19 protein-coding genes and 1 pseudogene are annotated in these 24,978 nt (G+C 59.5%); 8 read left to right on the forward strand and 12 right to left on the reverse strand.

Annotation, left to right across the window (positions count from 1 at the left end; genetic code table 11):
* Positions 1 to 6: 6 nt before the first annotated feature.
* From sctW to KGB21_RS01725, 3 genes are read right to left on the reverse strand one after another with little or no spacing between them, the layout of a single operon-like run.
* Positions 7 to 1,128, reverse strand: a complete 1,122-nt coding sequence (gene sctW / locus KGB21_RS01715) for a type III secretion system gatekeeper subunit SctW (RefSeq protein WP_223503272.1) — start codon at positions 1,126 to 1,128, stop codon at positions 7 to 9.
* Positions 1,125 to 2,777, reverse strand: coding sequence for a type III secretion system outer membrane ring subunit SctC (gene sctC, locus KGB21_RS01720; RefSeq protein WP_223503274.1), 1,653 nt, complete (start codon positions 2,775 to 2,777; stop codon positions 1,125 to 1,127). Before sctC ends, sctW begins: the two co-directional genes overlap by 4 nt.
* A gap of 4 nt (positions 2,778 to 2,781) precedes the next feature.
* Positions 2,782 to 3,516, reverse strand: a complete 735-nt coding sequence (locus KGB21_RS01725; RefSeq protein WP_034147977.1) for a helix-turn-helix domain-containing protein — start codon at positions 3,514 to 3,516, stop codon at positions 2,782 to 2,784.
* Between the two features lie 223 nt (positions 3,517 to 3,739).
* Between KGB21_RS01725 and KGB21_RS01730 the strand changes: the two genes are divergently transcribed.
* The 7 genes and pseudogenes from KGB21_RS01730 to cobA all read left to right on the forward strand — a co-directional run bounded on the left by KGB21_RS01730 (position 3,740) and on the right by cobA (position 13,988).
* Positions 3,740 to 4,951 carry a CmpA/NrtA family ABC transporter substrate-binding protein gene (locus KGB21_RS01730; protein WP_034147978.1) on the forward strand — a complete coding sequence of 404 codons (1,212 nt, stop codon included), beginning with the start codon at positions 3,740 to 3,742 and terminating at the stop codon, positions 4,949 to 4,951.
* A 15-nt stretch (positions 4,952 to 4,966) separates the two neighbouring features.
* Complete coding sequence (locus KGB21_RS01735) at positions 4,967 to 5,542, forward strand: ANTAR domain-containing response regulator (RefSeq protein WP_008056396.1); 576 nt, start codon at positions 4,967 to 4,969, stop codon at positions 5,540 to 5,542.
* 378 nt (positions 5,543 to 5,920) lie between these two features.
* A complete protein-coding gene (locus KGB21_RS01740) occupies positions 5,921 to 7,132 on the forward strand; it encodes a nitrate/nitrite transporter (RefSeq protein ID WP_034147979.1) in 1,212 nt (403 codons plus the stop codon).
* 7 nt (positions 7,133 to 7,139) lie between these two features.
* Positions 7,140 to 8,807 (forward strand): bifunctional protein-serine/threonine kinase/phosphatase, encoded by a 1,668-nt coding sequence (locus tag KGB21_RS01745; protein ID WP_223503276.1) that lies wholly within the window; start codon positions 7,140 to 7,142, stop codon positions 8,805 to 8,807.
* Between the two features lie 426 nt (positions 8,808 to 9,233).
* Positions 9,234 to 10,469, forward strand: a pseudogene (locus tag KGB21_RS01750) (NAD(P)/FAD-dependent oxidoreductase); the annotation flags it as partial.
* 20 nt (positions 10,470 to 10,489) lie between these two features.
* Complete coding sequence (locus KGB21_RS01755) at positions 10,490 to 13,207, forward strand: nitrate reductase (protein ID WP_223503278.1); 2,718 nt, start codon at positions 10,490 to 10,492, stop codon at positions 13,205 to 13,207.
* A gap of 10 nt (positions 13,208 to 13,217) precedes the next feature.
* The gene (gene cobA, locus KGB21_RS01760) at positions 13,218 to 13,988 is read left to right on the forward strand and encodes a uroporphyrinogen-III C-methyltransferase (RefSeq protein WP_034147982.1); all 771 of its coding nucleotides are present in this window, start codon (positions 13,218 to 13,220) and stop codon (positions 13,986 to 13,988) included.
* Positions 13,989 to 14,103: 115 nt separating this feature from the next.
* Here the strand turns inward: cobA and KGB21_RS01765 are convergent, their stop codons facing one another.
* The 8 genes from KGB21_RS01765 to ppsA form a co-directional block, all read right to left on the reverse strand.
* Complete coding sequence (locus KGB21_RS01765) at positions 14,104 to 15,135, reverse strand: OmpA family protein (RefSeq protein ID WP_034147983.1); 1,032 nt, start codon at positions 15,133 to 15,135, stop codon at positions 14,104 to 14,106.
* A gap of 107 nt (positions 15,136 to 15,242) precedes the next feature.
* Complete coding sequence (gene sigX, locus KGB21_RS01770; RefSeq protein WP_075949123.1) at positions 15,243 to 15,833, reverse strand: RNA polymerase sigma factor SigX; 591 nt, start codon at positions 15,831 to 15,833, stop codon at positions 15,243 to 15,245.
* 91 nt (positions 15,834 to 15,924) lie between these two features.
* Positions 15,925 to 16,749 (reverse strand): mechanosensitive ion channel family protein, encoded by an 825-nt coding sequence (locus tag KGB21_RS01775; RefSeq protein ID WP_034147984.1) that lies wholly within the window; start codon positions 16,747 to 16,749, stop codon positions 15,925 to 15,927.
* A 2-nt stretch (positions 16,750 to 16,751) separates the two neighbouring features.
* Positions 16,752 to 17,000 carry a hypothetical protein gene (locus tag KGB21_RS01780; protein WP_034147985.1) on the reverse strand — a complete coding sequence of 83 codons (249 nt, stop codon included), beginning with the start codon at positions 16,998 to 17,000 and terminating at the stop codon, positions 16,752 to 16,754.
* A gap of 63 nt (positions 17,001 to 17,063) precedes the next feature.
* Entirely contained in the window at positions 17,064 to 18,059 is a 996-nt protein-coding gene (locus KGB21_RS01785) for a zinc transporter ZntB (protein ID WP_034147986.1), read from the reverse strand.
* Positions 18,060 to 18,079: 20 nt separating this feature from the next.
* Complete coding sequence (gene rraA / locus KGB21_RS01790) at positions 18,080 to 18,571, reverse strand: ribonuclease E activity regulator RraA (RefSeq protein ID WP_008061717.1); 492 nt, start codon at positions 18,569 to 18,571, stop codon at positions 18,080 to 18,082.
* A gap of 137 nt (positions 18,572 to 18,708) precedes the next feature.
* A complete protein-coding gene (locus tag KGB21_RS01795; protein ID WP_223503279.1) occupies positions 18,709 to 19,698 on the reverse strand; it encodes an alpha/beta fold hydrolase in 990 nt (329 codons plus the stop codon).
* A gap of 194 nt (positions 19,699 to 19,892) precedes the next feature.
* Complete coding sequence (gene ppsA / locus KGB21_RS01800; RefSeq protein WP_034147988.1) at positions 19,893 to 22,268, reverse strand: phosphoenolpyruvate synthase; 2,376 nt, start codon at positions 22,266 to 22,268, stop codon at positions 19,893 to 19,895.
* A 174-nt stretch (positions 22,269 to 22,442) separates the two neighbouring features.
* On the opposite strand from ppsA, the gene KGB21_RS01805 reads away from it, so the two are divergent.
* Positions 22,443 to 23,261: a pyruvate, water dikinase regulatory protein gene (locus KGB21_RS01805; RefSeq protein ID WP_008048584.1), complete on the forward strand. Its 819-nt coding sequence runs from the start codon at positions 22,443 to 22,445 to the stop codon at positions 23,259 to 23,261.
* A gap of 107 nt (positions 23,262 to 23,368) precedes the next feature.
* Here the strand turns inward: KGB21_RS01805 and prpD are convergent, their stop codons facing one another.
* Complete coding sequence (gene prpD, locus KGB21_RS01810; RefSeq protein WP_223503281.1) at positions 23,369 to 24,853, reverse strand: 2-methylcitrate dehydratase; 1,485 nt, start codon at positions 24,851 to 24,853, stop codon at positions 23,369 to 23,371.
* Between the last annotated feature and the right edge of the window lie 125 nt (positions 24,854 to 24,978).

Here is a 24,978-nt window from a genome sequence, read left to right on the forward strand (position 1 = left end):
GGCAGGTCAGTTCCGGGGAGAAGTTGGGCGACCACCGAGACGTCGCCGCTCGATACATTCGTGGGCATAAGCGATGTCTGCCAGGCGCGTGAATTGTTGTGCCAGGCGCTGTGGCGCCTCTTCATCGGCATACAGTGGCAATGGCAATAGCAGGCTGAGTCGGCGCAGCGTTTGCAGCACCGTCCCGCGCTCACGGTGAGCGCTCAACAGCAAGCGTTCACCCAGGGCGCCGAGCAACAGCTGGTCGAGCTCATCGGGATAGGTCAACAGTCCCATGAGAAACACCAGCCAGTCGGATTCATCGGGGTTGTGACGGCAGATGAGCTCATCGCCGAGCAGGCCGCCGATGAACAAGCCATCGGCTGAACGCAGGCGCTTGAGGTCGGCCAGCCTGGCCAGCAGATCACCAAATTCCGCACGCGAGCAACTCGGGTCCTGTGCGCTGATGTCGGTGAGCAATGCATCTTCGATAAACACCAGCACACTCATGCGCCTGGGCGCGCCATACAACGCAATCCAGTCTTGATAGCAGCTGACAGGGCCTTCGTCCGACTCAAGAAAATCCCGATAGGTTTCGCGCAGCAGTCCCGCACGTACCGCCATGCTCGCGCCGAACATTCGGGCTTTGAGGGCCGTATTGATGCCCGCGTTCATACGCTTGGGCGAGACCTCGGCGAGCGCCGCCTGCAATGCCCGTTCGAGCCGTCGACGCGAGCCGGCATCGAGCCGTTTGCGGCGCAACAATTCCCGCAGCACCAACACCAGGTCACTGTCGTCGGGGAACAACCCGCGCAGCTGCTGCAGCAGCCAGGTAACAGGCTTGTCCGCCAGCCGCGCCAGACTCAGAACTCTCTGCACCTTGGGCAAGGTGTCGTCGTCGAGCACTCTTTCGAAGTTGTCTGTCACGGTGTCGGACTTGAGCTCGAGATTGCGCCGGCTGCGAAACTGCGCCAACGCCGCCGACATTTCGTCGCTGATCTGGACAAAGCGCTGTGCGACAGCCGCCGTACCGCTTTCATCCAGATCAACGTTCGCCTCCACTTGCGGTTGTGGATGCTCCGCGGCTTTCTCGGCATTCAGCCGCGCCTGGGCCGCTCGCCCCCCGCTGGAAATCGGTGGCAGGATCATTTTTCAGCAGCCCGGAAATAGGAGCGGCGTACACGTTCTTGCTGCTGCGGGGTCAGCACCCGCGGGACCAGTTCCGCGACGGGCTCAAGGGCGTCGAGGATTTCCTTGGGTTGAATCAGGAACACCCGCACCGTGTTGGCCGAGCGGTTCTGGCGATAGCTGAACAGGCGCCCGATCCACGGTATGGAACCCAATACCGGTATCCGTCCGATTTGCTCACTGTGGTCATCGCGGGTGAAACCGCCTACCAACAGACTCTTGCCCTGGGGCACCCGCGCCACCGTACTGATTCGCGTGCGACCAACCGTCGGCAGCGAGTTCGGACGTTCGCCCTGGCCGGGGTTTTCGACTTCGTTGCCGTCCTCGATATTGAGCGACATTTCAACCTCATCCGCCTGGGCGAAACGCGGCAGGACACTGACCAGCGTGCCGTAGGTCACGTGCTGCAAATCGACACTGCGCTCGCCCACCAGCGGGGCATAAAACGTACGGTTGTTGTCGAAGATCGCCGGCACGTTTTCCTGGGTCAGGATCACCGGTCGCGAGACTACGTTTGCGCGGTTGGTTCGCTCCAGCGCCATGACCTGAGTCACGAAGGAAACGCCATCGAGGGTGGTCGCCGAACCGGCATTGAGCGAGGCGGAAAACTTCCCGCCCGAATTCACCGTACCCTGCCAATTGATGCCCAGTTGATTGAGTTCGTCCTTGTGCAAATCAATGATCCACAACGATAGCTCCACGTGGCGCTTGGGCGTGTCCAGCGCACTCACCAGGTTCTCGATGAAACGCACTTGTTCCGGCAAACCCTTGACCAACAGGCTGTTGGTATCGGGATAAGCCACCACCCGGATATTTCCGGCGGCGACATCCCGCGCAATGATCCGCGGTGCGGCCGGGTCTTGATCCGAAGGTGAACTGGCCAGGCCTTCCAGGGGAAACGCCGGCATCAACCCCTGTGGTCGCTGTACCGGGGCTTGCGCCACCGAGGGCTCGACCTCGCGTTTCTCGCCCCGCAACAAGTCCTCGATCACGGTGGCCAGCCCGGGGATAGTCACCTTGTCATCGCGCAACTCATATTTGCGGTCACTGACAAAGGTGTTGCGCACCTGGATCACGCCGATCTGCTGCTTGCCCAGCAACAATTCCGAGCGCTGGTTATCCATCATCCCGGCTGCCTGCACCACCAGGTCGACATACATCGGCGGGCCAGACACATGGAAAGTCCGCAGACCGTCGTGGCGCAACGGATAACGGGGATCGTGCAGGCCGGAACGCTCGAGAAAGGCCTGGAGCTTGGCCACGGTGAGGGTCTGCAGGGACATCATCGAGCTTTTGAATTCCGAGGCGTCGTACAGGTAAATCGCCTGCCCATCGCTGTACCAGATCAAGCCCATTTGCGCGGCGATCCGCTCAAAGGTTCGCTGGGGTGTAAGCAAATCGAACGTACCGGAAACCCGCTTGGCCGAAGCAGCCTTGCTGACGATCACCGGCTTGCCGAGAGCCCCGGACAGCTCACTGAAAAAAGTGCGCGCACTCTGCTCACGCGCCTCGAAACTATAGACATTGGCCTGCGCAGCACCGGGTGCAAGCAGCAGCACAGCGTTAAGGCAGACGGAAAAAAGGGATAAAGAGAACAATCGGCAGTTCATCGGCTCACTTGCCTGGAAGGAAGGTAATATCGGCCAGGCTGCTGGGCGAGAACCCTACAAGCTCGCGGATTTCCTTGGAAAAATGCGAAGAAGAGGCGAAACCGAACTCCAGCGCGACATCCGTCAGCGAGCCGTCCTGCAGACTCATGTTCAACAGCGCCTGCGCCGTCCGCCAGCCACGCAAGACGGGCTTGGCCGCCGTACCCAGCGCCTGTCGACACAAACGACGGAAATGCGATACAGAAACGCCGTAGCGTTGCGCCAGGATGCTCAACTTTTCACTGTGCGTGCCTTGTTCCAGCAGAAAGCGCACAAGCCCGTAGCTCTCGGAATGACGCAGCACGCTGGCAAAGGCCTGATAGGCAGAACCACCGGACATGGCCTGCTCGATGTACCAGCGCTCAAGCGCCCTTTCCGGCTGGACAGACGCACGAGCCGCCGGCAATACCGCCCAGGAAGCCTGGCTGGATCGCTGGGCAGCCAGCGCTTCACCCAGATCGATGAATACCTGCAACTTCACCAGCGGTGCTTCTGCAATCGGCAGGGTCTGCACACTGCCTCTCACTTCAAACGTACCGTTCATCACGATCAGCCCTTCCCACCCGACAGGCAGGAAACAGACCGTCGCACACTGAGGCGAGACCAGATACGCGGGGGATTCGCTGACACGCAAATGCAGCAGCCGCTCGCTGAAACGGGCATGAGGGCAACTTGCGGCGCGTATTGATTCGATGTGCACGCCAACCTCCTTTGCGGCCTGACGATGTAGGTCGGCAGGATGAAAGACATGGCGCGTTGAATCCTGATGTAAAGCTGATGAACCCGCGATGGCATATGCCTTGCACCCGTTCACGCATCAGCACGCAGGCCAACGACGGAATGAGTGCAAGGACAATGGCGTCGTCATCCGCCTGGCTTGTAGAAGGGTCTGGGACGACGTTTTTTTTGAAGGTGCGAAATCGATGAACGAACCATCAGCCGGGCCTCTGGCCTGGGTCAATGGCAGCGATGCCCCGGAAAAGACCGAAATCAACCTCGGCTTCATGGCCCTCAGCGACTGCGCCTCAGTGGTTGTCGCCGCGACCCAGGGCTTCGCCCAGCCCTACGGCCTGACCCTGAACCTCAAGCGCCAGTCGTCCTGGGCCAATCTGCGGGACAAACTGGTCAGCGGTGAACTCGATGCCGCCCATAGTCTGTACGGCTTGATCTATGCCGTGCACCTGGGCATCGGCGGCGTGGCCCCGACCGATATGGCGGTACTGATGGGCCTGAACCAGAACGGCCAGAGCATCAATCTCTCCCATGGCTTGCAAGGTCTCGGCGTGACCGGTCCTGAAGCGCTTTTTCGGCATGTGCACCAAAGTCGCCCAAAACTGACGTTCGCCCAGACCTTTCCCACCGGCACCCACGCCATGTGGTTGTATTACTGGCTCGCCAGCCAGGGCATTCATCCGTTGCTGGACGTCGACAGCGTGGTGGTGCCGCCGCCGCAAATGGTCGCGCACCTGCAAGCGGGGCGCATCGATGGTTTCTGTGTCGGCGAGCCCTGGTCGGCCAGCGCGGTGCAGCAGGATCTTGGGTTCACCATGGCGACCACGCAAACCATCTGGCCCGATCACCCGGAAAAGGTCCTGGGCTGCACGCGCGAATTCGTCGAGCAATACCCCAACACTGCCCGCGCTTTGGTGATGGCGATTCTGGAGGCCAGCCGTTTCATCGAAGAAAGCAGCGAGAACCGCCGCAGCACTGCGCAATTACTCAGCGCGCCGCAGTACCTCGATGCACCGCTGGACTGCATAGAACCTCGTTTGCTGGGCGACTACGCCGACGGCCTGGGTAATCGCTGGCAGGACCCGCATGCCTTGCGTTTCCATGGCGATGGCGAGGTCAATCTGCCGTACCTGTCCGATGGCATGTGGTTCATGACCCAGTTCCGTCGCTGGGGTTTGTTGCGCGACGACCCGGATTACCTCGCCGTGGCCCGCCAGGTCCAGCAACTAGACTTGTATCGTGAAGCGGCCAGCGCGGTTGGCGTCGCGGCACTGGGTAAAGAGATGCGCAGCAGCCAGTTGATCGACGGCAAGATCTGGGACGGTTCGGACCCGGCCGGCTATGCCAGCAGTTTCAAGCTGCACGCCATGAGCGATCGCTCAGCCCTTCTCGCCAGCCGCTGACAGGAGATTGCGAATATGTTGCGTATCCTGCTGATCAACGACACCGCGAAAAAAGTCGGACGCCTGAAAGCGGCCTTGACCGAAGCCGGGTTCGAGGTGATCGACGAGTCCGGCCTGACCATCGATCTGCCGGAACGCGTCGAAACGGTGCGCCCGGATGTGATTCTGATCGATACCGAGTCACCGAGCCGCGATGTGATGGAGCAAGTGGTGCTGGTCAGCCGCGATCAGCCACGACCAATCGTCATGTTTACTGACGAACACGACCCCGACGTAATGCGCCAGGCGATCAAGTCCGGGGTCAGCGCCTACATCGTCGAAGGCATTCACGCACAACGCTTGCAGCCGATTCTCGACGTGGCCATGGCGCGCTTCGAAAGCGACCAGGCCCTGCGCGCGCAACTGCATGCTCGTGACCAGCAACTGGCCGAGCGCAAGCGCATCGAGCTGGCTAAAGGGCTGCTGATGAAAATGAAGGATTGCAACGAGGAAGAGGCCTACACCCTGATGCGCCGCCAGGCCATGAGCCGCCAGCAGAAGCTGATTCAGGTGGCGGAGCAGATTATTGCCATGAGTGAATTGTTGGGCTGACTCGATCATCGTGGCGAGGGAGCTTGCTCCCGCTGGGCTGCGAAGCGGCCCCAAAACCTGCCAACTCGATAAACCTGTCACAACGCAACAGCAGGGTTTACGACGGCTCCGCCGCCGAGCGGGACGGTGCGGCGATCCGACAAGCTCCCTCGCCACAAAAGCGAACTATTGGCACAGATCTCGCTAAGTAATCAACACAGGTAACCAACGGCGGTTGCCCCACCTACGACAAAGACGTCGCTCATCTCATTTGCCCCACGGCGAATCAGGTGGCGGCGTTTTTTAGTTTTGGCCCCATTGCCCGGGGCCGGTGGTGCAGCCCTTTCGGCGCCCACCAGCATGACTCCCGTTCGAGACTCCTATCAGCTGAGGTGCGCGATGAATTCAAGCTTCTGGAAATCCGGCCATACCCCGACCCTGTTCGCGGCCTTCCTCTACTTCGACCTGAGTTTCATGGTTTGGTACTTGCTCGGCCCCCTGGCCGTACAAATCGCCGGCGACCTGCACTTGACCACCCAGCAACGCGGCATGGTCGTGGCCACGCCGATTCTGGCCGGAGCGATACTGCGCTTTGCGATGGGCATGCTGGCTGATCGTCTGTCGCCAAAAACCGCCGGTCTGATCGGTCAGGTGATCGTGATCTGCGCCTTGTTCGGCGCCTGGAAACTCGGCATCCACAGCTACGAGCAAGCGCTGCTACTGGGGCTGTTCCTCGGCATGGCCGGCGCGTCCTTCGCCGTGGCCCTGCCCTTGGCGTCGCAATGGTATCCGCCACAGCATCAAGGCAAGGCGATGGGCATCGCCGGGGCCGGGAACTCGGGCACGGTACTGGCCGCATTGATTGCACCGGTGCTGGCCGCCGCGTTTGGCTGGAGCAACGTGTTCGGCTTCGCGCTGATCCCGCTGATCCTGACGCTGATCGTCTTCGCCTGGCTGGCCAAAAACGCGCCTGAGCGGCCGAAAGCCAAATCAATGGCTGACTACTTCAAGGCCTTGGGCGACCGCGACAGCTGGTGGTTCATGTTTTTCTACAGTGTCACCTTCGGTGGCTTCATCGGCCTGGCCAGCGCCCTGCCCGGCTATTTCAACGACCAATATGGCCTGAGCCCGGTGACCGCCGGCTACTACACCGCGGCGTGCGTGTTCGGTGGCAGCCTGATGCGGCCATTGGGTGGCGCACTGGCTGACCGTTTCGGCGGGATTCGCACCTTGCTGGCGATGTACACCGTGGCCGCGATCTGCATCGCCGCCGTCGGTTTCAACCTGCCGAATTCCTACGCGGCACTGGCGCTGTTCGTCTGCACCATGCTCGGTTTGGGTGCGGGTAATGGCGCGGTGTTCCAATTGGTCCCACAACGTTTCCGTCGCGAGATCGGCGTCATGACCGGCCTGATCGGCATGGCTGGCGGCATCGGCGGTTTCGCCCTGGCGGCGGGCATGGGCGCGATCAAGCAAAGCACCGGCAGCTATCAGATGGCGTTGTGGTTGTTCGCCAGTCTCGGTGTTCTCGCCTGGTTCGGTCTGCACGGCGTCAAACGTCGCTGGAGAACCACTTGGGGCTCGGCCGCTGTGACCGCTGCCCGGGTGTGAGGGCTGAATGAGCCTGCAACTGAGTTTCGCGGAAGCCAGCGCCACCGGCCCTCGCGAAGAAAACCAGGACGCCCTGCGCCTGGTCACGCCCGCCCCGGCGCTGGCGGCGAGCAAGGGTTACCTGTTCGCCATCGCCGACGGCGTCAGCCAGTGCGCCGATGGCGGCCTGGCTGCGCGCTCGACTTTGCAGGCGCTGGCACTGGACTACTACGCCACCCCGGAAACCTGGGGTGTCGCCCAGGCGCTGGATCGTTTGCTGCTGGCACAAAACCGTTGGCTGCAATCCAACGGCGGTGGGCAACCGCTGCTGACCACGGTCAGCGCATTGGTCATGCGGGGACGACGCTTTACCCTGGCCCACGTCGGCGATTGCCGGGTCTATCGCTGGCACGCCGGGCAGTTGCAGCGAATCAGCGAAGATCACGTCTGGGACCAACCGGGCATGCAGCATGTGCTCAAACGGGCACTGGGCCTCGATCAGCATCTGGTACTGGATTTCCTCGACGGCGAATTGCGCGTCGATGAAAGCTTCGTGCTGCTCAGCGACGGGATCTGGGCCGTACTCGGTGACACGGCGATTGCCGCGATTCTGCGTGACCAACCGGATCTGCACAGCGCCGCGCAGACGCTGGTGAACGCCGCGCATCTGGCCGGCAGCCAGGACAACGCCAGCGCCTTGCTGGTGCGGGTCGATGCCCTCGGCGAAACCAGCATCGGCGATGCGTTGATTCATTTGCAGCAATGGCCGCTGCCGCCAGCATTGAAACCGGGTCAGGACTTCGAGGGCTGGCAGGTCGAAGGGATTCTCGGTCAGAGCCAGCAATCGCTGCTCTATCGGGTGCGCGACAGTCAGCAACTACCCTGGTTGTTGAAAACCCTGCCCGGCCACCTGCGCGACGACCATCAGGCCGGGCAAGCGCTGCTCTCGGAAGAATGGTTTCTCAAGCGTGTGGCCGGGCGGCACTTTCCTGAAGTACATGCCGCCAGTCAGCGTCAGCATCTGTATTACGTGATGCGCGAATATTCCGGGACGACCCTCGCGCAGTTGCACGAGCGAAGCGGACCTCTGCCGCTGGCGCAATGGCAAGACTTGGCCGAACGGCTGCTGCGCGCGGTCGGCATGCTGCATCGACGGCAGATCCTGCACCGCGACATCAAGCCTGAAAACCTGTTGCTGGGGGATGACGGTGAGTTGCGCCTGCTGGATTTTGGTCTCGCCTATTGCCCGGGGCTGTCTGAAGATCAGGTCTCCACGCTGCCGGGAACCCCCTCCTACATCGCTCCGGAAGCTTTTCTCGGTGAAGTGCCGACACCACAACAGGATCTGTATGCGGTGGGTGTGACCTTGTATTTTTTGCTGACCGGACATTATCCCTACGGAGAAGTCGAAGCTTTCCAGCGTCCACGGTTCGGGATTCCGGTCAGCGCCAGTCGCTATCGTCCGGACCTGCCGGAATGGATCGCGCAAAGTCTTGAACGCGCGGTGGCGGCGGATCCGGATCAGCGCTTTGAAACGGCGGAAGAGTGGTTGTTGCTGATGGAGCAGGGAGAACGACGCAGTTTGAGCGTACGGCCCAAGCCGCTGCTGGAGCGTGAGCCGCTGAAGGTATGGCGGACATTGGCGTTGGTGTCGTTGGTGGTGAATCTGCTGCTGTTGTTTTGTTTGCTTCACTAAGTATGTGTCGAACCCAATCCACTGTGGCGAGGGAGCTTGCTCCCGCTGGGCTGCGAAGCAGACCCTGACATTTTGCGACCGCTTCGCGGTCGAGCGGGAGCAAGCTCCCTCGCCACAGCTTTCTTCTGCGCCAACACCGGGCGCCCCGCCTCGAATCGGTGCAGGAACATTGAATCTGCTCCTGAGCACCAGCCAAAAACTCACTAAATCCGCTTCCTTAACGACTTGGCACAACCACTGCATTACCTTTCCCACTACACATAAAGTGCAGCCCTCAACGATGACGGCTGCACTTCCCGAGAGAACGGGACCGGACAAAGGCGTCCTCGCTAGGCAACTAGCGGGACGCCTTTTTTTGTTTGCGCAAAATCGTCGAGCAAGACCTGAACGCCTGATGAGGCAGGTCTGAGTTCCCCGGAGAACCTGATGAAAAAACTAAAACTGGTGATGATCGGCAACGGCATGGCCGGGGTACGGACCCTGGAAGAACTGCTGAAACTGAGCAACGAGCTGTACGACATCACGGTCTTCGGCGCAGAACCCCACGCCAACTACAACCGCATCCTGCTGTCGCCGGTGTTGGCGGGCGAACAGACTTTCGATGAGATCGTGCTAAACGATCTGAACTGGTACCTGGAAAACAACGTCAAGCTGCTGCTTAACCGCAAAGTCGTCGAGATTGACCGAATCAAACGCCAGGTCATCGCCGAAGACGGCACCGTGGCCGACTATGATCGCCTGCTGATCGCCACCGGTTCGAGCCCGTTCATCCTGCCGATTCCCGGCAATGCCTTGCGGGGCGTGATTGGCTACCGCGACATCGCCGACACCCAGGTCATGATCGACAGCGCAAAAACCCACAAGCATGCGGTGGTGATCGGCGGTGGACTGCTCGGCCTGGAAGCCGCCAATGGCCTGATGCTGCGCGGCATGCACGTCACCGTGGTGCACAACGGTGAATGGCTGCTGGAGCGGCAACTGGACAACACCAGCGGCCAACTGCTGCAAACTGCCCTGGAGACTCGCGGCCTGCACTTTCGCCTTTGCGAACAAACCCAGGCCCTGCACGATGCCGGCAATGGCCGGGTGGGTTCGATCGAATTCAAGAACGGCGACACCATCCCCGCCGACCTGGTGGTGATGGCCGCCGGCATTCGCCCCAACATCGAACTCGCGGAAAAGTCCGGCATCCCTTGCGCCCGCGGCATCCTGGTCAACGACACGATGCAAACCTATGACCCACGGGTCTACGCCATCGGCGAATGCGCCAGCCATCGCGGGATCGCCTATGGCCTGGTGGCGCCCTTGTTCGAACAGGCCAAGGTCTGCGCCAATCACTTGGCCCAGCTGGGATTCGCCACCTACAAGGGTTCGGTGACCTCGACCAAATTGAAAGTTACCGGCATCGACCTGTTTTCCGCTGGCGACTTCATGGGTGGCGAAGGCACCGAAACCATCACCCTTTCCGACCCCATCGGCAGGATCTACAAGAAACTGGTGATCAAGGATGACGTGCTGGTCGGCGCCTGCCTGTACGGCGATACGACGGATGGTGGCTGGTACTTCAACCAGATCCGTGAGCACCAGAGCATTGACGAAATTCGTGATCACCTGATGTTCGGCCAGTCCTTTGCCATTGAACAAGCCGTGGGTGATAGCGGACTTGCACGGGAAGTCGCCTGATGGACCGCCAGATTACCGCTTCCACCTGCTGCTACTGCGGGGTCGGCTGCGGCGTGCTGATCGAGCATGACGGCGAGCGCATCCTCGGCGTCAGCGGCGATCCGGCCCACCCGGCCAACTTTGGCAGACTGTGCAGCAAAGGCTCGACATTGCACCTGACCGGCGACTTGACAGCCCGCGCCTTGTACCCCGAATTGCGCCTGGGCAAAGGCCTGGCACGGACCCGCACCGATTGGGACACGGCCCTCGATCACGCCACCCAGGTTTTCGCGCAAACCATCGCCGAACATGGTCCGGACAGCGTCGCCTTCTACATCTCCGGGCAACTGCTGACCGAGGATTACTACGCTTTCAACAAACTGGCCCGTGCGCTGGTGGGCACTAACAACATCGACAGCAATTCACGGCTGTGCATGTCGTCGGCGGTGGTGGGCTACAAGCGCAGCCTCGGCGCCGATGCACCGCCCTGCAACTACGAAGACCTGGAGTTGAGCGATTGCGTGATGATCGTCGGCAGCAACATGGCCTACGCCCACCCAGTGCTTTTTCGTCGCCTTGAAGAAGCCAAATCCCGTCGCCCACAGATGAAAATCATCGTGATCGACCCGCGTCGTACCGACACCTGCGATTTGGCTGACTTGCACCTGGCGATTCTTCCGGGCACCGATGTCGCCTTATTCCATGGGATTTTGCACCTATTGCTGTGGGAAGACTGGGTCGATCGCAAGTTCATCGAGGCGCACACCCAGGGCCTGATCGAGCTGAAACAACTGGTGCACGATTACACCCCGCAAATGGTTGCGCAGTTGTGCGGGATCAGTGTCGAACAGTTGCGCCAATGCGCGGAATGGGTCGGCACGTCACCCAGTTTCCTGTCGCTGTGGTGCATGGGCCTGAATCAGTCAACGGCCGGCAGCGCCAAAAACAGCGCCCTGATTAACCTGCACTTGGCGACCGGGCAAATCGGCCGCCCCGGTGCAGGACCTTTCTCGCTCACCGGTCAGCCGAATGCCATGGGCGGGCGGGAAACCGGGAGTCTGTCGAACTTGCTGCCCGGCCATCGCGAGGCCGCCAACGCCGAACACCGCGCTGAAGTGGCGTCCTACTGGGGGGTTGAACAACTCCCGGCCAGCACCGGGCTCACCGCCATTGAGCTGTTCGAGCAGGTGCGCAACGGCACAATCAAGGCGCTGTGGATCGCTTGCACCAACCCGGCGCAATCGATGCCGGATCAAACCGCCGTGCGCGCAGCCCTGGAAGCCTGCCCGTTCGTGGTGTTGCAGGAAGCCTTTCGCACCACCGAAACCGCAACTTTTGCCGACCTGCTTCTGCCCGCTGCCAGCTGGGGCGAAAAGGACGGCATGGTGACCAACTCCGAACGGCGCATTTCCCACGTCCGCAAGGCCGTCGTCGCACCAGGTGAAGCACGACCCGACTGGGCGATCACCGTCGATTTCGCACAACGCCTGGAAAAACATCTGCGTCCCGGGCAAACCAGTCTGTTTGCCTTTGAAACCCCGTCGCAGGTTTTCGATGAATACAAGCAACTGACGCGCGGACGGGACCTGGACTTGTCCGGCATCAGCCATGGCTTGATCGACCGTCTCGGCCCGCAACAGTGGCCCTTCCCAATGGATGCCAGCGCAGGCACCGCGCGTTTGTATGGCGACGGTATTTTCCCGACCGCCAGCGGCCGGGCGCAGTTCGTCGCCGATCCGTTTCGCGCCGCCAAGGAACAGCGGGATGCGCATTTCCCCCTGACCCTGATCACCGGCCGCCTGCGCGATCAATGGCACGGCATGAGTCGCACCGGCACCGCCGCGCAGCTATTCGGCCACGTCAGCGAAGCGTTGTTGTGCCTTCACCCGGATGATCTGCGCCAGTACCACTTGCAACCGGGCGATCTGGTCAGCTTGGAAAGTCGACGCGGCGCGCTGATCGTTCCGGTCAGCAGCGACGATAACGTGCGCCCCGGCCAGGCGTTTTTGCCCATGCATTGGGGTGACCGCTTTCTCAAGGGCGGGGTGAACAGCCTTACGCTTCCCGCCTTCGATCCGCTGTCGAAGCAACCGGAACTCAAGCACAGCGGCGTGCGTCTGGAACCCGTTAATTTGCCGTGGAAGCTGTTTGCGCTGATCGAAGGCGATGTTCAACGGCATTTTGAGACGCTACGACCGCTGTGTGAGGCATTTTCCTACGTCAGCCTGAGCCTGACAGGTCGAGAACGCCCTGCGCTGCTTATACGCGCTGCCAGCACCACAGCGCCGCAACCGCAATGGCTACGGGAACTCGATCAATGCTTGGGACTGCACGAAGGTCCGGTGCTGGCCTATGACGACCCCAAGCGCTCCATCGGCAAACGGGTTCGCATCGAAAACGGGCGAATCACCGCCATTCGCCTGGCCGGTGAGACCCTCGCCCAGCACTGGCTGCAAAACCTCTGGCTCGAGGGTCGCGCCGACGAGCAACTGCGGCGCTGGCTACTGGCGCCGCTAAGCGCACCGCCGGGTAATGCCGGCACAACTGCTATCGGCAACAAGACCCTGTGCAACTGCAAGAACGTCAGCCAAAGCGCGGTCTGTGCCGGTATCGCTCGGGGTCTGGACTTGCAGGGGCTGAAATCAGAATTGGGCTGCGGCACGCAATGCGGCTCGTGCGTCCCGGAAATCAAGCGTTTGCTGGTCGCCACTGCGCGGCCGGTCGCCGTCGTCTCGTGAGGAAAACACTATGAACGCAAAAGTCTGGCTGGTGGGTGCGGGACCTGGTGATCCGGAATTGTTGACGCTCAAAGCCGTGCGAGCGCTGAGAGAAGCGGACGTCGTGCTGATCGATGATCTGGTGAATGACGCGGTACTTGAACACTGCAGCAACGCTCGGATCATTCCGGTGGGTAAACGCGGCGGTTGCCGCTCCACGCCGCAGGCGTTCATCCATCGGCTGATGCTGCGGTATGCGCGCCACGGCAAATGTGTGGTGCGGCTCAAGGGTGGCGATCCGTGCATTTTCGGGCGCGGCGGTGAAGAAGCGCAGTGGTTGCGCGAACGCGGGGTTGAGGTGGAGTTGGTCAACGGCATCACGGCCGGCCTCGCTGGCGCAACACAGTGCGATATCCCGTTGACCTTGCGCGGTGTTGCGCGTGGCGTGACGCTGGTCACCGCCCACACTCAGGACGGTAGCAGCCTGAACTGGCAGGCACTGGCCCAGGGCGGTACGACCTTGGTGATCTACATGGGCGTGGCCAAGCTCAGCGAAATTCGCGAACAACTGCTGGCGGGGGGAATGGCGGCGGACACGCCGGTGGCGATGATTGAAAACGCTTCCCTGCCCCATCAGCGGGAATGTCGGAGTGATCTGACGGCGATGGAGGAAGATGCCTGCGCCTTCCAGCTCAAAAGCCCTGCCATTCTGGTAATCGGCGCGGTTGCGGCAGTTTGCGAGGAGATCAAAAGATCGCAGCCTTCGGCAGCGCCTACAGGAATCTACGCGCACTCCCTGTAGGAGCTGCCGCAGGCTGCGATCCTTTCGCGGCAACGCCTGATTCACGCTGAAACACCAAATCGCAGACAAAGAAAAGCCCGGCCTAAGCCGGGCTTTTCTCAGAGCTGCGAGCTAATTACTTAGCTTGAGCTTCAACCTGCGCTTCTACGCGACGGTTTACAGCGCGGCCAGCGTCAGTTTTGTTGTCAGCAACTGGGCGGGATTCGCCGTAGCCAACAGACTGAACGCGGGACGATTCAACACCGTACTGGTTGGTCAGAACTTGCTTAACGGCGTTTGCACGACGCTCAGACAGTTTCTGGTTGTAAGCGTCAGGACCGACGGAGTCAGTGTGACCTTCAACAGTAGTGGTGGTGGATGGGTACTGCTTCATGAAGTCAGCCAGGTTTTTGATGTCGCCGTAGCTGTTAGGCTTGACTACCGACTTGTCGAAGTCGAACTTCACGTCCAGCTCAACACGAACAACTTCAGCAACTGCTGGGCAGCCGTCAGCGTCAACAGTTACGTTGGCTGGGGTGTCCGGGCACTTGTCAACGTTGTCGCAAACGCCATCGTTGTCGCTGTCGGAGCAGACTTCTGGAGCTGGAACTGGAGCAGGAGCTGGTTTGGAGCCGCCGCCGAAGTTCACACCGATACCAACGCTAGGAGCCCACTCGGTGTTGCCCTGGTCGATGTTGTATTGAGCTTCAACGCCAGCACGGGCGTAGAAGTTCTCGGTGAAGTACAGCTTGGCACCGCCACCAACGTTGGCGAAGGTGGAACGGTTACGGCCGTTCGAACCATTCTGGTCGATGCTCTGGTCGGAGAAACCGCCAGAGAGGTACGGACGCACCATGTCGCCTGGGTTGTTGAAGTGGTACAGAGCGTCCAGAGCGGTGTTAGCGCCTTTAACGTTCTGGCCATCATCGGTAACGGCGTTGTGGACTTCGTCGTAGGACAGACGCAGCTCAACGTCGTCAGTCAGGAAGTAACCGATCGAACCACCCGGCAGAATGCCGTCGTTCTTGAAGTTACGGTCGCTATCGAAATATTGCTTCTTTGCGTAGCCTTCGATTTCAACTGCGCCTTGGCCCTGTGCCAGAGCGCCGAACGAAGTGGCGGCAATAAGAGAACCAATGGCCAAGCCCAAGGTGTTTTTCAGTTTCATCCGTTAAATCCCCATCTGGTGATTGTGAAGCAGTCCCGCAAACCGGGGGACAACTCGGCGGCAAGTCTATCAGAACTTGCCTACACGTAAGAGATATTTGCGCCGAACTAAGTTTCAGCAATGCCTGCAAATTTCTCACGCAATTTATCTAGAGCGCGTTTGTACCGCATTTTTGTTGCACTCAAACCCATGTGCATTATGTCTGCGATTTCCTGAAATTCCAGTTCTGCGACAAATCGTAGCACCAAAATTTCACGGTCAATCGGGTTCACATACACCAACCAGCGATCAAGTCCACCTTTCTCCTCGGGTTTCGGCGCCTTTTCTTCGGACGCTTCTTCGAGGGGGTCCAGACTTAAAGCATCCATCAAGCGACGCTTTCGCCGTTCCTTTCGATACTGTGTGATGCACTCGTTGTACGTGATGCTATATAGCCATGTCTTGAACTTCGATTTGCCCTCGAAGTTCTTCAGGCCATACAGCACCTTCAACATGACCTCCTGACAGACATCGTCTGCGTCGCGATCGTTCCCAAGATATCGTGCACAGACGTTAAATAATGTTCGCTGGTAACGCCGCATCAGTTCTTCATAGGCGCGCGTTACGTGAAACAGCTCGGTATGCGAGCGCGCGACCAACTCCTCATCAGAGAGCTCGCGGGGGTCGTAGCGCATGGATAGCGATTGGGCTTTATTCAAAACAAGTCGGGCCGACAGTCAGGTCAATGTCCGCCGCAGCCAGCATCAGCGGCATTTTTTGCGGCGGCATACATTAGCAGGGTTTGCCGGGTTAGCGGCTACTCACATGCTGCTCGAGAAGGATCCGATTGGAGAGAGAGACTAGCTCACCCTCATCGGTCAGCAATGTGGTTTTAACCGTGCCGATCTCTTCGATCTGACCTTCGACCTCGCCAACACGTACTTGTTGCCCAACCTGATACAACTCACGCACATAGATTCCCGCAAGAATCTGACCAGCAATTTCACGGCTTCCCAGCCCCATGGCCAAGGCTACTGCCAGACCAACGGTGATCAATACGATGACAATGACATGGTTAAGCAGATCAGTCTTGACTTCCAGCTGACTGATCGCCACCGAGATACTGATGATGATCACCAGGCCCTGGGCAATTCGCCCCAACCCTGAAGCATAGTCCAGGCCTACGCCCTCTGCCGCACCGCGCACCAGCCCGTTGGCCAGTTGCGCCAGCAAAACACCCACCAGTAGCACCAGCGCGGCACCGAATACCTTCGGTAAATACAACGCAAGCATATCCAGCGTAGCTGAAACTCTTTCAAGTCCAAGGGATTCTGCGGCAGAAACGAGAAAAATAAGCAGAACGAACCAATAAACGATTTTTCCGATCAGCGTCGAGATCGGAACCTGGAGTCCGGCACGCGACAATAGCTTTGTCAGACCGGTGCCGCCCATCAGGCGATCGAGGCCCAATTTGGCGAGCAATTTGGAAAGCAGTGTGTCCAGCAACTTGGCCACGACGAAACCAAGAAGCAGCACAACCAGTGCGCCGAACAGGTTCGGAATGAAGTTCGCAATCTTGGTCCATAACGCAGTCATTGCAGTGACGAGGCTCTGTGTCCAGAGATCAAGTTCCATATTCAATCAGCCTTATCAGCAGTGCGAACAGTAGGTTTACGAAGACGGGATACCGGCGCGACATGGGCCGATCCATTATTCAGGGCGATCATCAGCGCGGGCAGCCAGCGGCCCAGCAGGCTGAACAAATCGCCGGCGCCGACCTGGCGGTTGGCGGTTTTCAGTACACGATCAAGGCACGCATCGTCGTCCCGCGTGGACGGTGATGACTTGAGCATGTCACGCAAAGACTGTTCAAACGGATCGTGCATACGCACCTCTCGTGATGTCTGTGAAAGACGCGGTCAATTTTGCCCGGGTCACATGCTTTACTTTCAAACCCAGCGCAAACGGCGGAACAACCACCACTGCCCGATGGCCACCGAGACCATCAGCAGGCACGCTACGAGGAAGCCATACGGGCTCGCAGAAAATGGTATTCCCCCGACATTGATCCCCAAAAGACCGGTCAGAAAACTCATCGGCAAAAAGATCCCGGTGATGATGCCGAAGCGATACATCGTGCGGTTCATACGCACGCTCAAGCGTCGGTCTTCAGCCTCCAGCACCAGCCCCACCCGCTCGCGGGTCAATTCCAGCTCCTCAAGATAGCGGGTCAGGCTGTTGTTCAATTCGTTCCAGTAATCACCATCGTCGTCGACGAACCAGGGCAATTTGATCCGCGTCAGCTGACCGAAAATGTCCCGCTGCGGAGCGAGAAACCGCTTCAACGCAGCCGCGCGCCGCCGTATCTGCAAAATGGACCCGTGCTCCGGCGTATACCGTTCGTCGGAGTCCAGCTTTTCTTCTTCCTCGTCGACCACTTCCGAGAGGCAACTGACCAGATCCTGCACCTTGTTGGTGAGGTACTGCGCCATATAAAGGATGAGTTCGGAAGCGGTTTTCGGCCCCTTGCCTTCCGCCAATTGCACCAGCAACTCTTCAGTGGCGCGCAATGGACGTAAACGCAGGGAAATCACCCGTTGGGCGGAACCGAAGATCCGCACCGAGACCATGTCCTCTGGCTCGGCACCCGGATTCAGGTTGACCCCACGCAAAAATAGCAGCAGTTCGCTGTCGGGAAGCTGTAGTAAACGCGGACGGGTGTTCTCTTCAAGTAACAGGTCGCAGCTGAATTCACTCAGGCCACTGGATTTGCGCAGCCAGGTCTGGGTTTGCGGGTGACTGCGATCCCAGTGCAGCCACAGGCTTTCATGGGCCTGCAGCTGCAAGTCATCGAGTTCTGTCCGGGCAATCGAACGCGCACCACCTTTACCGTTCAGCACCAGGGCATGCACCAGCCCCCATTGCGCGTTTTCTTCCTCGAACATCCGCATTCCTTTGGTCGGTCTTACTCAGGCATTTTCAGGGGACTCGGCGAGACGATCACGCCGTTGTTATCCGCGTAGATGTAGTGGCCTGGATGGAAGGTCACGCCGGCGAAGGTCACGGCGACGTTGAGATCGCCGATGCCGCGCTTGTCGGTTTTCATCGGGTGACTGGCCAGGGCCTGAACCCCCAGGTCGGTTTGCGCGATGACGTCGACGTCACGGATGCAACCGTAGATTACCAGCCCTTCCCAACCGTTTTTCGCGGCTTTCTCGGCGATCATGTCGCCGAGCAGCGCACGACGCAGGGAGCCACCGCCATCGACCACCAACACCTTGCCGTTGCCCTTGAGTTCGGCTTGCTCTTTGACCAGCGAGTTGTCTTCGAAGCACTTGATGGTCACGATCTCGCCGCCGAAAGAATCACGGCCGCCGAAGTTGCTGAACATCGGTTCCAGCACCTGCACCAGCTCCGGATAGGCGTCGCACAGGTCAGGCGTGAGGTAATGGTTCATCGAGAAACTCCTGTAAAGAGGAAGAAAGCACGAACATCACTACTGCTTCGGTCATCGAAAATGACCGGAACAGCTCAATGCGTCATATCTTAGCCGCAAGCCGATCAGAGCGAAATGCCCTTGATAGAGCGTCCAGCTTAGATCGCCGCAGCCAAATCCGCTTTATCGCCGAGCAACGGCGCCTGCTGATCCACCAGCCACTTGGCAACTAATGGCCAGACTTCTGTCTGGGCGGCTTTGCTGACCAACATTTCCACATGACCGAAATTATCGGTAAAACCCTGTTCGCGACCCAGGTTGATAAATTGCTTGTGCTCGGAACCCAACTGATCAAACAACTTGCGACAAGCCCAGGCCGGATCTTGATGGTCGTTCACTGCGCTAACGGCCAAAACCGGCACTTGAACGTTAGCCAATCCTGCCCACCAGTCCTTGTCGGCATCGCCAAAGCGCCCGAACAGGCCATACCAGCGCATGCTTTCCAGGGCCAGGCCAATCGGCTCGTCCTCCGGGCCGCGCTTAAGTCGAGAACCGGACAACTGGGCAAAACGCTTGAGAATGAACCGCCCGCTCCACTCGACCGGGGGAATCTTCAATGGCCAGTAGGTGCGGCTCATTTGCGTGCCAAAGAACGCGGCGGACGCGACTACAGGTTCGCCGATGTATTCACCGCCGAGCGCCGCCGCCAGGGTAATCCCACCCAGCGAGTGGCCGATCCAGTGCGGGACCTGGCCGCTTTGCTCGCGAACGAACGCGCCAATGGCCGGCAGATCGTAACGCGCGTAGTCGGCGACGCGGTTCTTGCGGTAGTTCTGGTTGCGCTGGGACAAGCCGTGACCGCGCATTTCCGGAATCCACACATCGAATCCCAGGCGCGTCAGATGGGCACCAAGCCCCAGCCCTTTTGGCGAAAACCAGAACCGGCGATTGGAAAAACTGCCGTGCAACAGGATCACCGGCACCCCGCGCACCGACGATTCGTCGGCCATGCCAAGGCGCGTCACAGCCAGTTCGACGGTGAAGTCGGGGCTGTTACCGGGTTTTAAACGATAGACATCTTCGCTCAGATCGCCGCGCCGCTCGGCGCTGATCAGGGCGACAGGAAATAGGTTGCTGCTGCTTTGCATAATCTCTTGCACAAAAAAGGGCGGCATCCAGATGGAGCCCGCCCTGCTTGAATCTCAAAAGGCCGCTCCCTGTAGGAGCGAGCCCTGCTCGCGAAGAACTTCCGGACACCGCGTTTATTCAGGATAAACGCGTAATCGTTGACGTCCATCGCGAGCAGGCTCGCTCCTACAGAGAGCGGCCCGTTTACACCGGATCAGGCCGAAGCTTGACCTTCCGCCAGGAAGAACCAGGTTTCCAGTACGGAATCGGGGTTCAACGAAACGCTTTCGATGCCCTGCTCCATCAGCCACTTGGCCAGGTCCGGGTGGTCTGAAGGACCCTGACCGCAGATGCCGATGTACTTGCCGGCCTTGTTGCACGCGGCAATGGCGTTGGCCAGCAGCTTCTTGACCGCCGGATTACGCTCGTCGAACAAGTGAGCGATGATCCCGGAGTCACGGTCCAGGCCCAGGGTCAGCTGAGTCAGGTCGTTGGAGCCGATGGAGAAGCCGTCGAAGAATTCGAGGAACTCTTCAGCCAGGATCGCGTTGGACGGCAGCTCGCACATCATGATGATGCGCAGGCCGTTTTCGCCACGGGCCAGGCCGTTTTCCGCCAGCAGATCGATTACCTGGCTGGCTTCGCCCAGGGTACGGACGAACGGCACCATGATTTCAACGTTGGTCAGGCCCATCTCGTTGCGCACGCGCTTGAGGGCGCGGCACTCGAGTTCGAAGCAGTCACGGAACGATTCGCTGATGTAACGCGACGCACCACGGAAGCCCAGCATCGGGTTTTCTTCTTCCGGCTCGTAGAGCTTGCCGCCGATCAGGTTGGCGTATTCGTTGGACTTGAAGTCCGACAGGCGCACGATGACCTTTTTCGGCGTGAACGCTGCAGCCAGAGTGCTGATGCCTTCGACCAGCTTGTCGACGTAGAAGTCGACCGGATCGTTGTAACCGGCGATGCGCTTGTCGACGCTTTCCTTGATGTCCTGCGGCAGACCGTCGTAGTTCAACAGCGCTTTCGGGTGCACCCCGATCATGCGGTTGATGATGAACTCCAGACGGGCCAGGCCCACACCGGCGTTCGGCAGCTGTGCGAAGTCGAACGCGCGGTCCGGGTTGCCGACGTTCATCATGATCTTGAACGGCAGATCCGGCATGGCGTCTACGGAGTTCTTCTTGATGTCGAAGCCCAGTTCGCCTTCGAAGATGAAACCGGTGTCGCCTTCAGCGCAGGAAACGGTCACACCCTGGCCGTCTTTCAACAGCTGCGTGGCGTTACCGCAGCCCACTACGGCCGGGATGCCCAGTTCACGAGCGATGATCGCCGCGTGGCAGGTACGGCCGCCACGGTTGGTGACGATGGCGCTGGCGCGCTTCATGACCGGTTCCCAGTCCGGGTCGGTCATGTCGGACACCAGTACGTCGCCGGGCTGGACTTTGTCCATCTCGGACACGTCCTTGATGATACGGACCTTGCCGGCGCCGATGCGCTGGCCGATGGCACGGCCTTCCACCAGCACGGTGCCGGTTTCTTTCAGCAGGTAACGTTCCATGACGTTGGCCTGGGTGCGGCTCTTCACAGTTTCCGGACGGGCCTGCACGATGTACAGCTTGCCGTCGTCACCGTCCTTGGCCCATTCGATGTCCATCGGGCACTCGTAGTGCTTCTCGATGATCATCGCCTGCTTGGCCAGCTCGCTGACTTCGGCGTCGGTCAGACAGAAACGCGCGCGCTCGGCCTTGTCGACATCGATGGTCTTGACCGAACGGCCGGCCTTGGCCTCGTCGCCGTAGATCATCTTGATGGCTTTGCTGCCCAGGTTGCGGCGCAGGATCGCAGGGCGACCGGCGGCCAGCGTGCCTTTGTGGACGTAGAACTCATCCGGGTTCACCGCGCCTTGTACGACGGTTTCACCCAGGCCGTAGGCGCCGGTGATGAACACCACGTCACGGAAGCCCGACTCGGTGTCGAGGGTGAACATCACGCCGGCGGTGCCGGTTTCGGAGCGGACCATGCGCTGTACGCCGGCCGACAGGGCAACCAACTTGTGGTCGAAGCCCTGGTGCACGCGATAGGAAATCGCGCGGTCGTTGAAAAGGGATGCGAACACCTCTTTGGCGGCGCGAATGACGTTTTCGACACCACGGATGTTCAGGAAGGTTTCCTGCTGACCGGCGAAGGAAGCGTCCGGCAAGTCTTCGGCGGTAGCGGAAGAGCGCACGGCCACGGCCATGTCAGGGTTGCCGGCGGACAGCGTGGCGAACGCGGTGCGGATTTCGGCATTGAGTTTTTCAGGGAACTCGGCTTCCATGATCCATTGACGGATCTGGGCACCGGTTTTCGCCAGGGCATTGACATCGTCGACGTCCAGGGCGTCGAGGGCGGCATGGATCTGATCGTTCAAGCCGCTCAGTTCCAGGAAATCACGATAAGCCTGAGCGGTCGTGGCGAAGCCACCGGGCACCGATACACCGGCACCTGCAAGGTTGCTGATCATCTCGCCCAGGGATGCGTTCTTGCCCCCCACATGCTCAACATCGTGTTTGCCGAGCTTATCGAGGGAAACTACGTACTCTACCAAGGTGATCTCTCCACTAACTGTGTTGGAAAAGCTCAGAAGCCGGCTGCTCGACAGAGCATTTTCCGGCTGTATGGCCTGGACCTGGAAAATAAGTGAGAATGCGGGCCATTGGTGGCCGACAAATCGCGCCTATCATATCCAAGATTCGTCACTAGCTTAAGGCCCAAGGTGCAAATGAAACGATCTGCTTTCTTTATCTCCGATGGCACCGGCATTACTGCCGAAACCCTGGGTCAAAGCCTCCTGGCGCAGTTCGAAAACATTACCTTCAGCAAAGTCACGCGGCCGTACATCGACAACGTGGACAAAGCGCGGGCCATGGTACAACAAATCAACAAAGCCGCCGAAACCGACGGCTTCCGTCCGATTATCTTCGATACCATCGTCAATCAGGACATCCGTGAGATCCTCGCGACTTCCAATGGTTTCATGATCGACATTTTCTCGACCTTCCTCGCGCCCCTTGAGCAGGAACTGACCGAGCATTCTTCCTACACCGTCGGCAAGTCCCACTCCATCGGCGCCAACACCAATTACATGGAGCGTATCGAGGCGGTGAACTTCGCCCTCGACAACGACGACGGCGCCCGTACGCACTATTACGACAAGGCCGACCTGATTCTGGTTGGCGTGTCGCGTTGCGGCAAAACCCCGACCTGCCTGTACATGGCCATGCAATTCGGCATCCGCGCGGCCAACTACCCGCTGACCGAAGACGACATGGAACGCCTGCAACTGCCAAGTGCCCTGCGCGCCCACCAGCACAAGCTGTTCGGCCTGACCATCGACCCGGACCGCCTTACCGCGATCCGCAACGAGCGCAAGCCCAACAGCCGCTATTCGAGCTACGCGCAATGCGAGTTCGAAGTGCGCGAGGTGGAAAACCTGTTTCGCCGCGAGAACATTCCGAACATCAATTCCACGCATTTCTCCGTGGAAGAAATCTCCGCGAAGATTCTCGTGGAGAAAGGTGTCGAGCGGCGTTTCAAGTAATTACACACATCCCTGCAGGAGCTGCCGCTGGCTGCGATTTTTTGACTTTTTCTTTTAAAAACAAGATCAAAAGATCGCAGCCTGCGGCAGCTCCTACAGGGGTTTATCTAGATCACAAATAAATCCACAAACCGGTTCACCGGTGTCGCGTCAAGCTTCTGCTGATCTTTGCACAACGCAAAAATCTCCTCGCTACGTTGACGGGTGAATCGTGTCAGCAAGTTCGTCTTGAACTTGTCCTCCAGCAATGGAATGCCCTCGGCACGCCGCCGACGATGCCCAATCGGGTATTCCACCACCACGTTTTCGGTGCTGGAGCCATCCTTGAAAAACACCTGGATCGCATTGGCGATCGAGCGCTTGTCGGCTTCCAGGTATTCACGGGTGTAAACCGGGTTTTCGACGATGACCATTTTCTCGCGCAGCACGTCGATGATCGGATGCGCCTTGTGGAAATCATCCTCGTAGTGCTCGGCCACCAGATTGCCGAAGGCCAATGGCACAGCGGTCATGTACTGGATGCAGTGATCGCGATCAGCAGCATTGGCCAGCGGGCCGACCTTGGAAATGATGCGAATCGCCGATTCGTGCGTGGTGATGACGATTCTGTCGATTTCGTGCAGACGGTTTCGAACCTGCGGATGCAAGGTGACGGCCGCTTCGCAAGCCGTTTGCGCATGGAACTCGGCAGGGAAACTGATCTTGAACAGTACGTTTTCCATCACATAACTGCCGTACGGCCGTGAGAAACTGAAAGCCCGTTTGTCCTCAGGCTTGAGCGCCAGATCCTTGTTGGTATGGCTGAACAGTACGTCGTAGAAACCCCACTGCTGGGCACTCAATACACCGGGAATGCCCATCTCGCCACGCATGGCGATATCTGCCAGGCGCACACCCCGACTGGACGCGTCCCCCGCCGCCCACGACTTGCGCGAGCCGGCATTTGGCGCATGACGATAAGTGCGCAATGCCTGACCATCGGCGAACGCGTGGGACAACGCCGAGAGCAACTGCTCGCGGTTGGCGCCCATCAGTTTGGCGGTGACGGCGGTCGAAGCGACTTTCACCAGGATGACGTGATCGAGGCCGACGCGGTTGAACGAGTTTTCCAGGGCGATTACGCCTTGAATTTCGTGGGCCATGATCATTGCTTCGAGGACCACGCGAACCGTCAACGGCGCATCGCCATTGGCCAGACGTTTTTGCGACAAGTGATCCGCCACCGCGAGAATGCCGCCGAGGTTATCCGACGGATGGCCCCACTCGGCTGCGAGCCAGGTGTCGTTGTAGTCGAGCCAGCGCACGATGCAGCCGATGTCCCACGCCGCCTTGACCGGGTCGAGTCGAAACGAGGTTCCCGGTACACGGGCGCCGCACGGGACAACAGTGCCTTCTACAATCGGGCCCAAATGCTTGGTGCACTCGGGAAAACGCAGAGCCAGCAGACCGCAGCCGAGGGTGTCCATCAGGCAGTTGCGGGCGGTATCAAGGGCTTCCCGGGACTCGATTTTGTAATTCAGTACGTAATCGGCAATGTCCTGCAGGACCGGGTCGTAGTCCGGGCGATTGTTGAGGTCAACGTTGGCGCTCATTTGTTCTATCCCCCTGTGGGAGCTGGCTTGCCAGCGATAGCGGTGTCTCACATGACAATGATGTTGAATTTGACGGCCTCTTCGCTGGCAAGCCAGCTCCCACAGGATGGTGGTGTCGTCTGTAG

It is taken from the genome of Pseudomonas sp. GL-RE-29 (genome assembly GCF_019947275.1).
In the GTDB taxonomy this organism is placed as follows: domain Bacteria; phylum Pseudomonadota; class Gammaproteobacteria; order Pseudomonadales; family Pseudomonadaceae; genus Aquipseudomonas; species Aquipseudomonas fluorescens_A.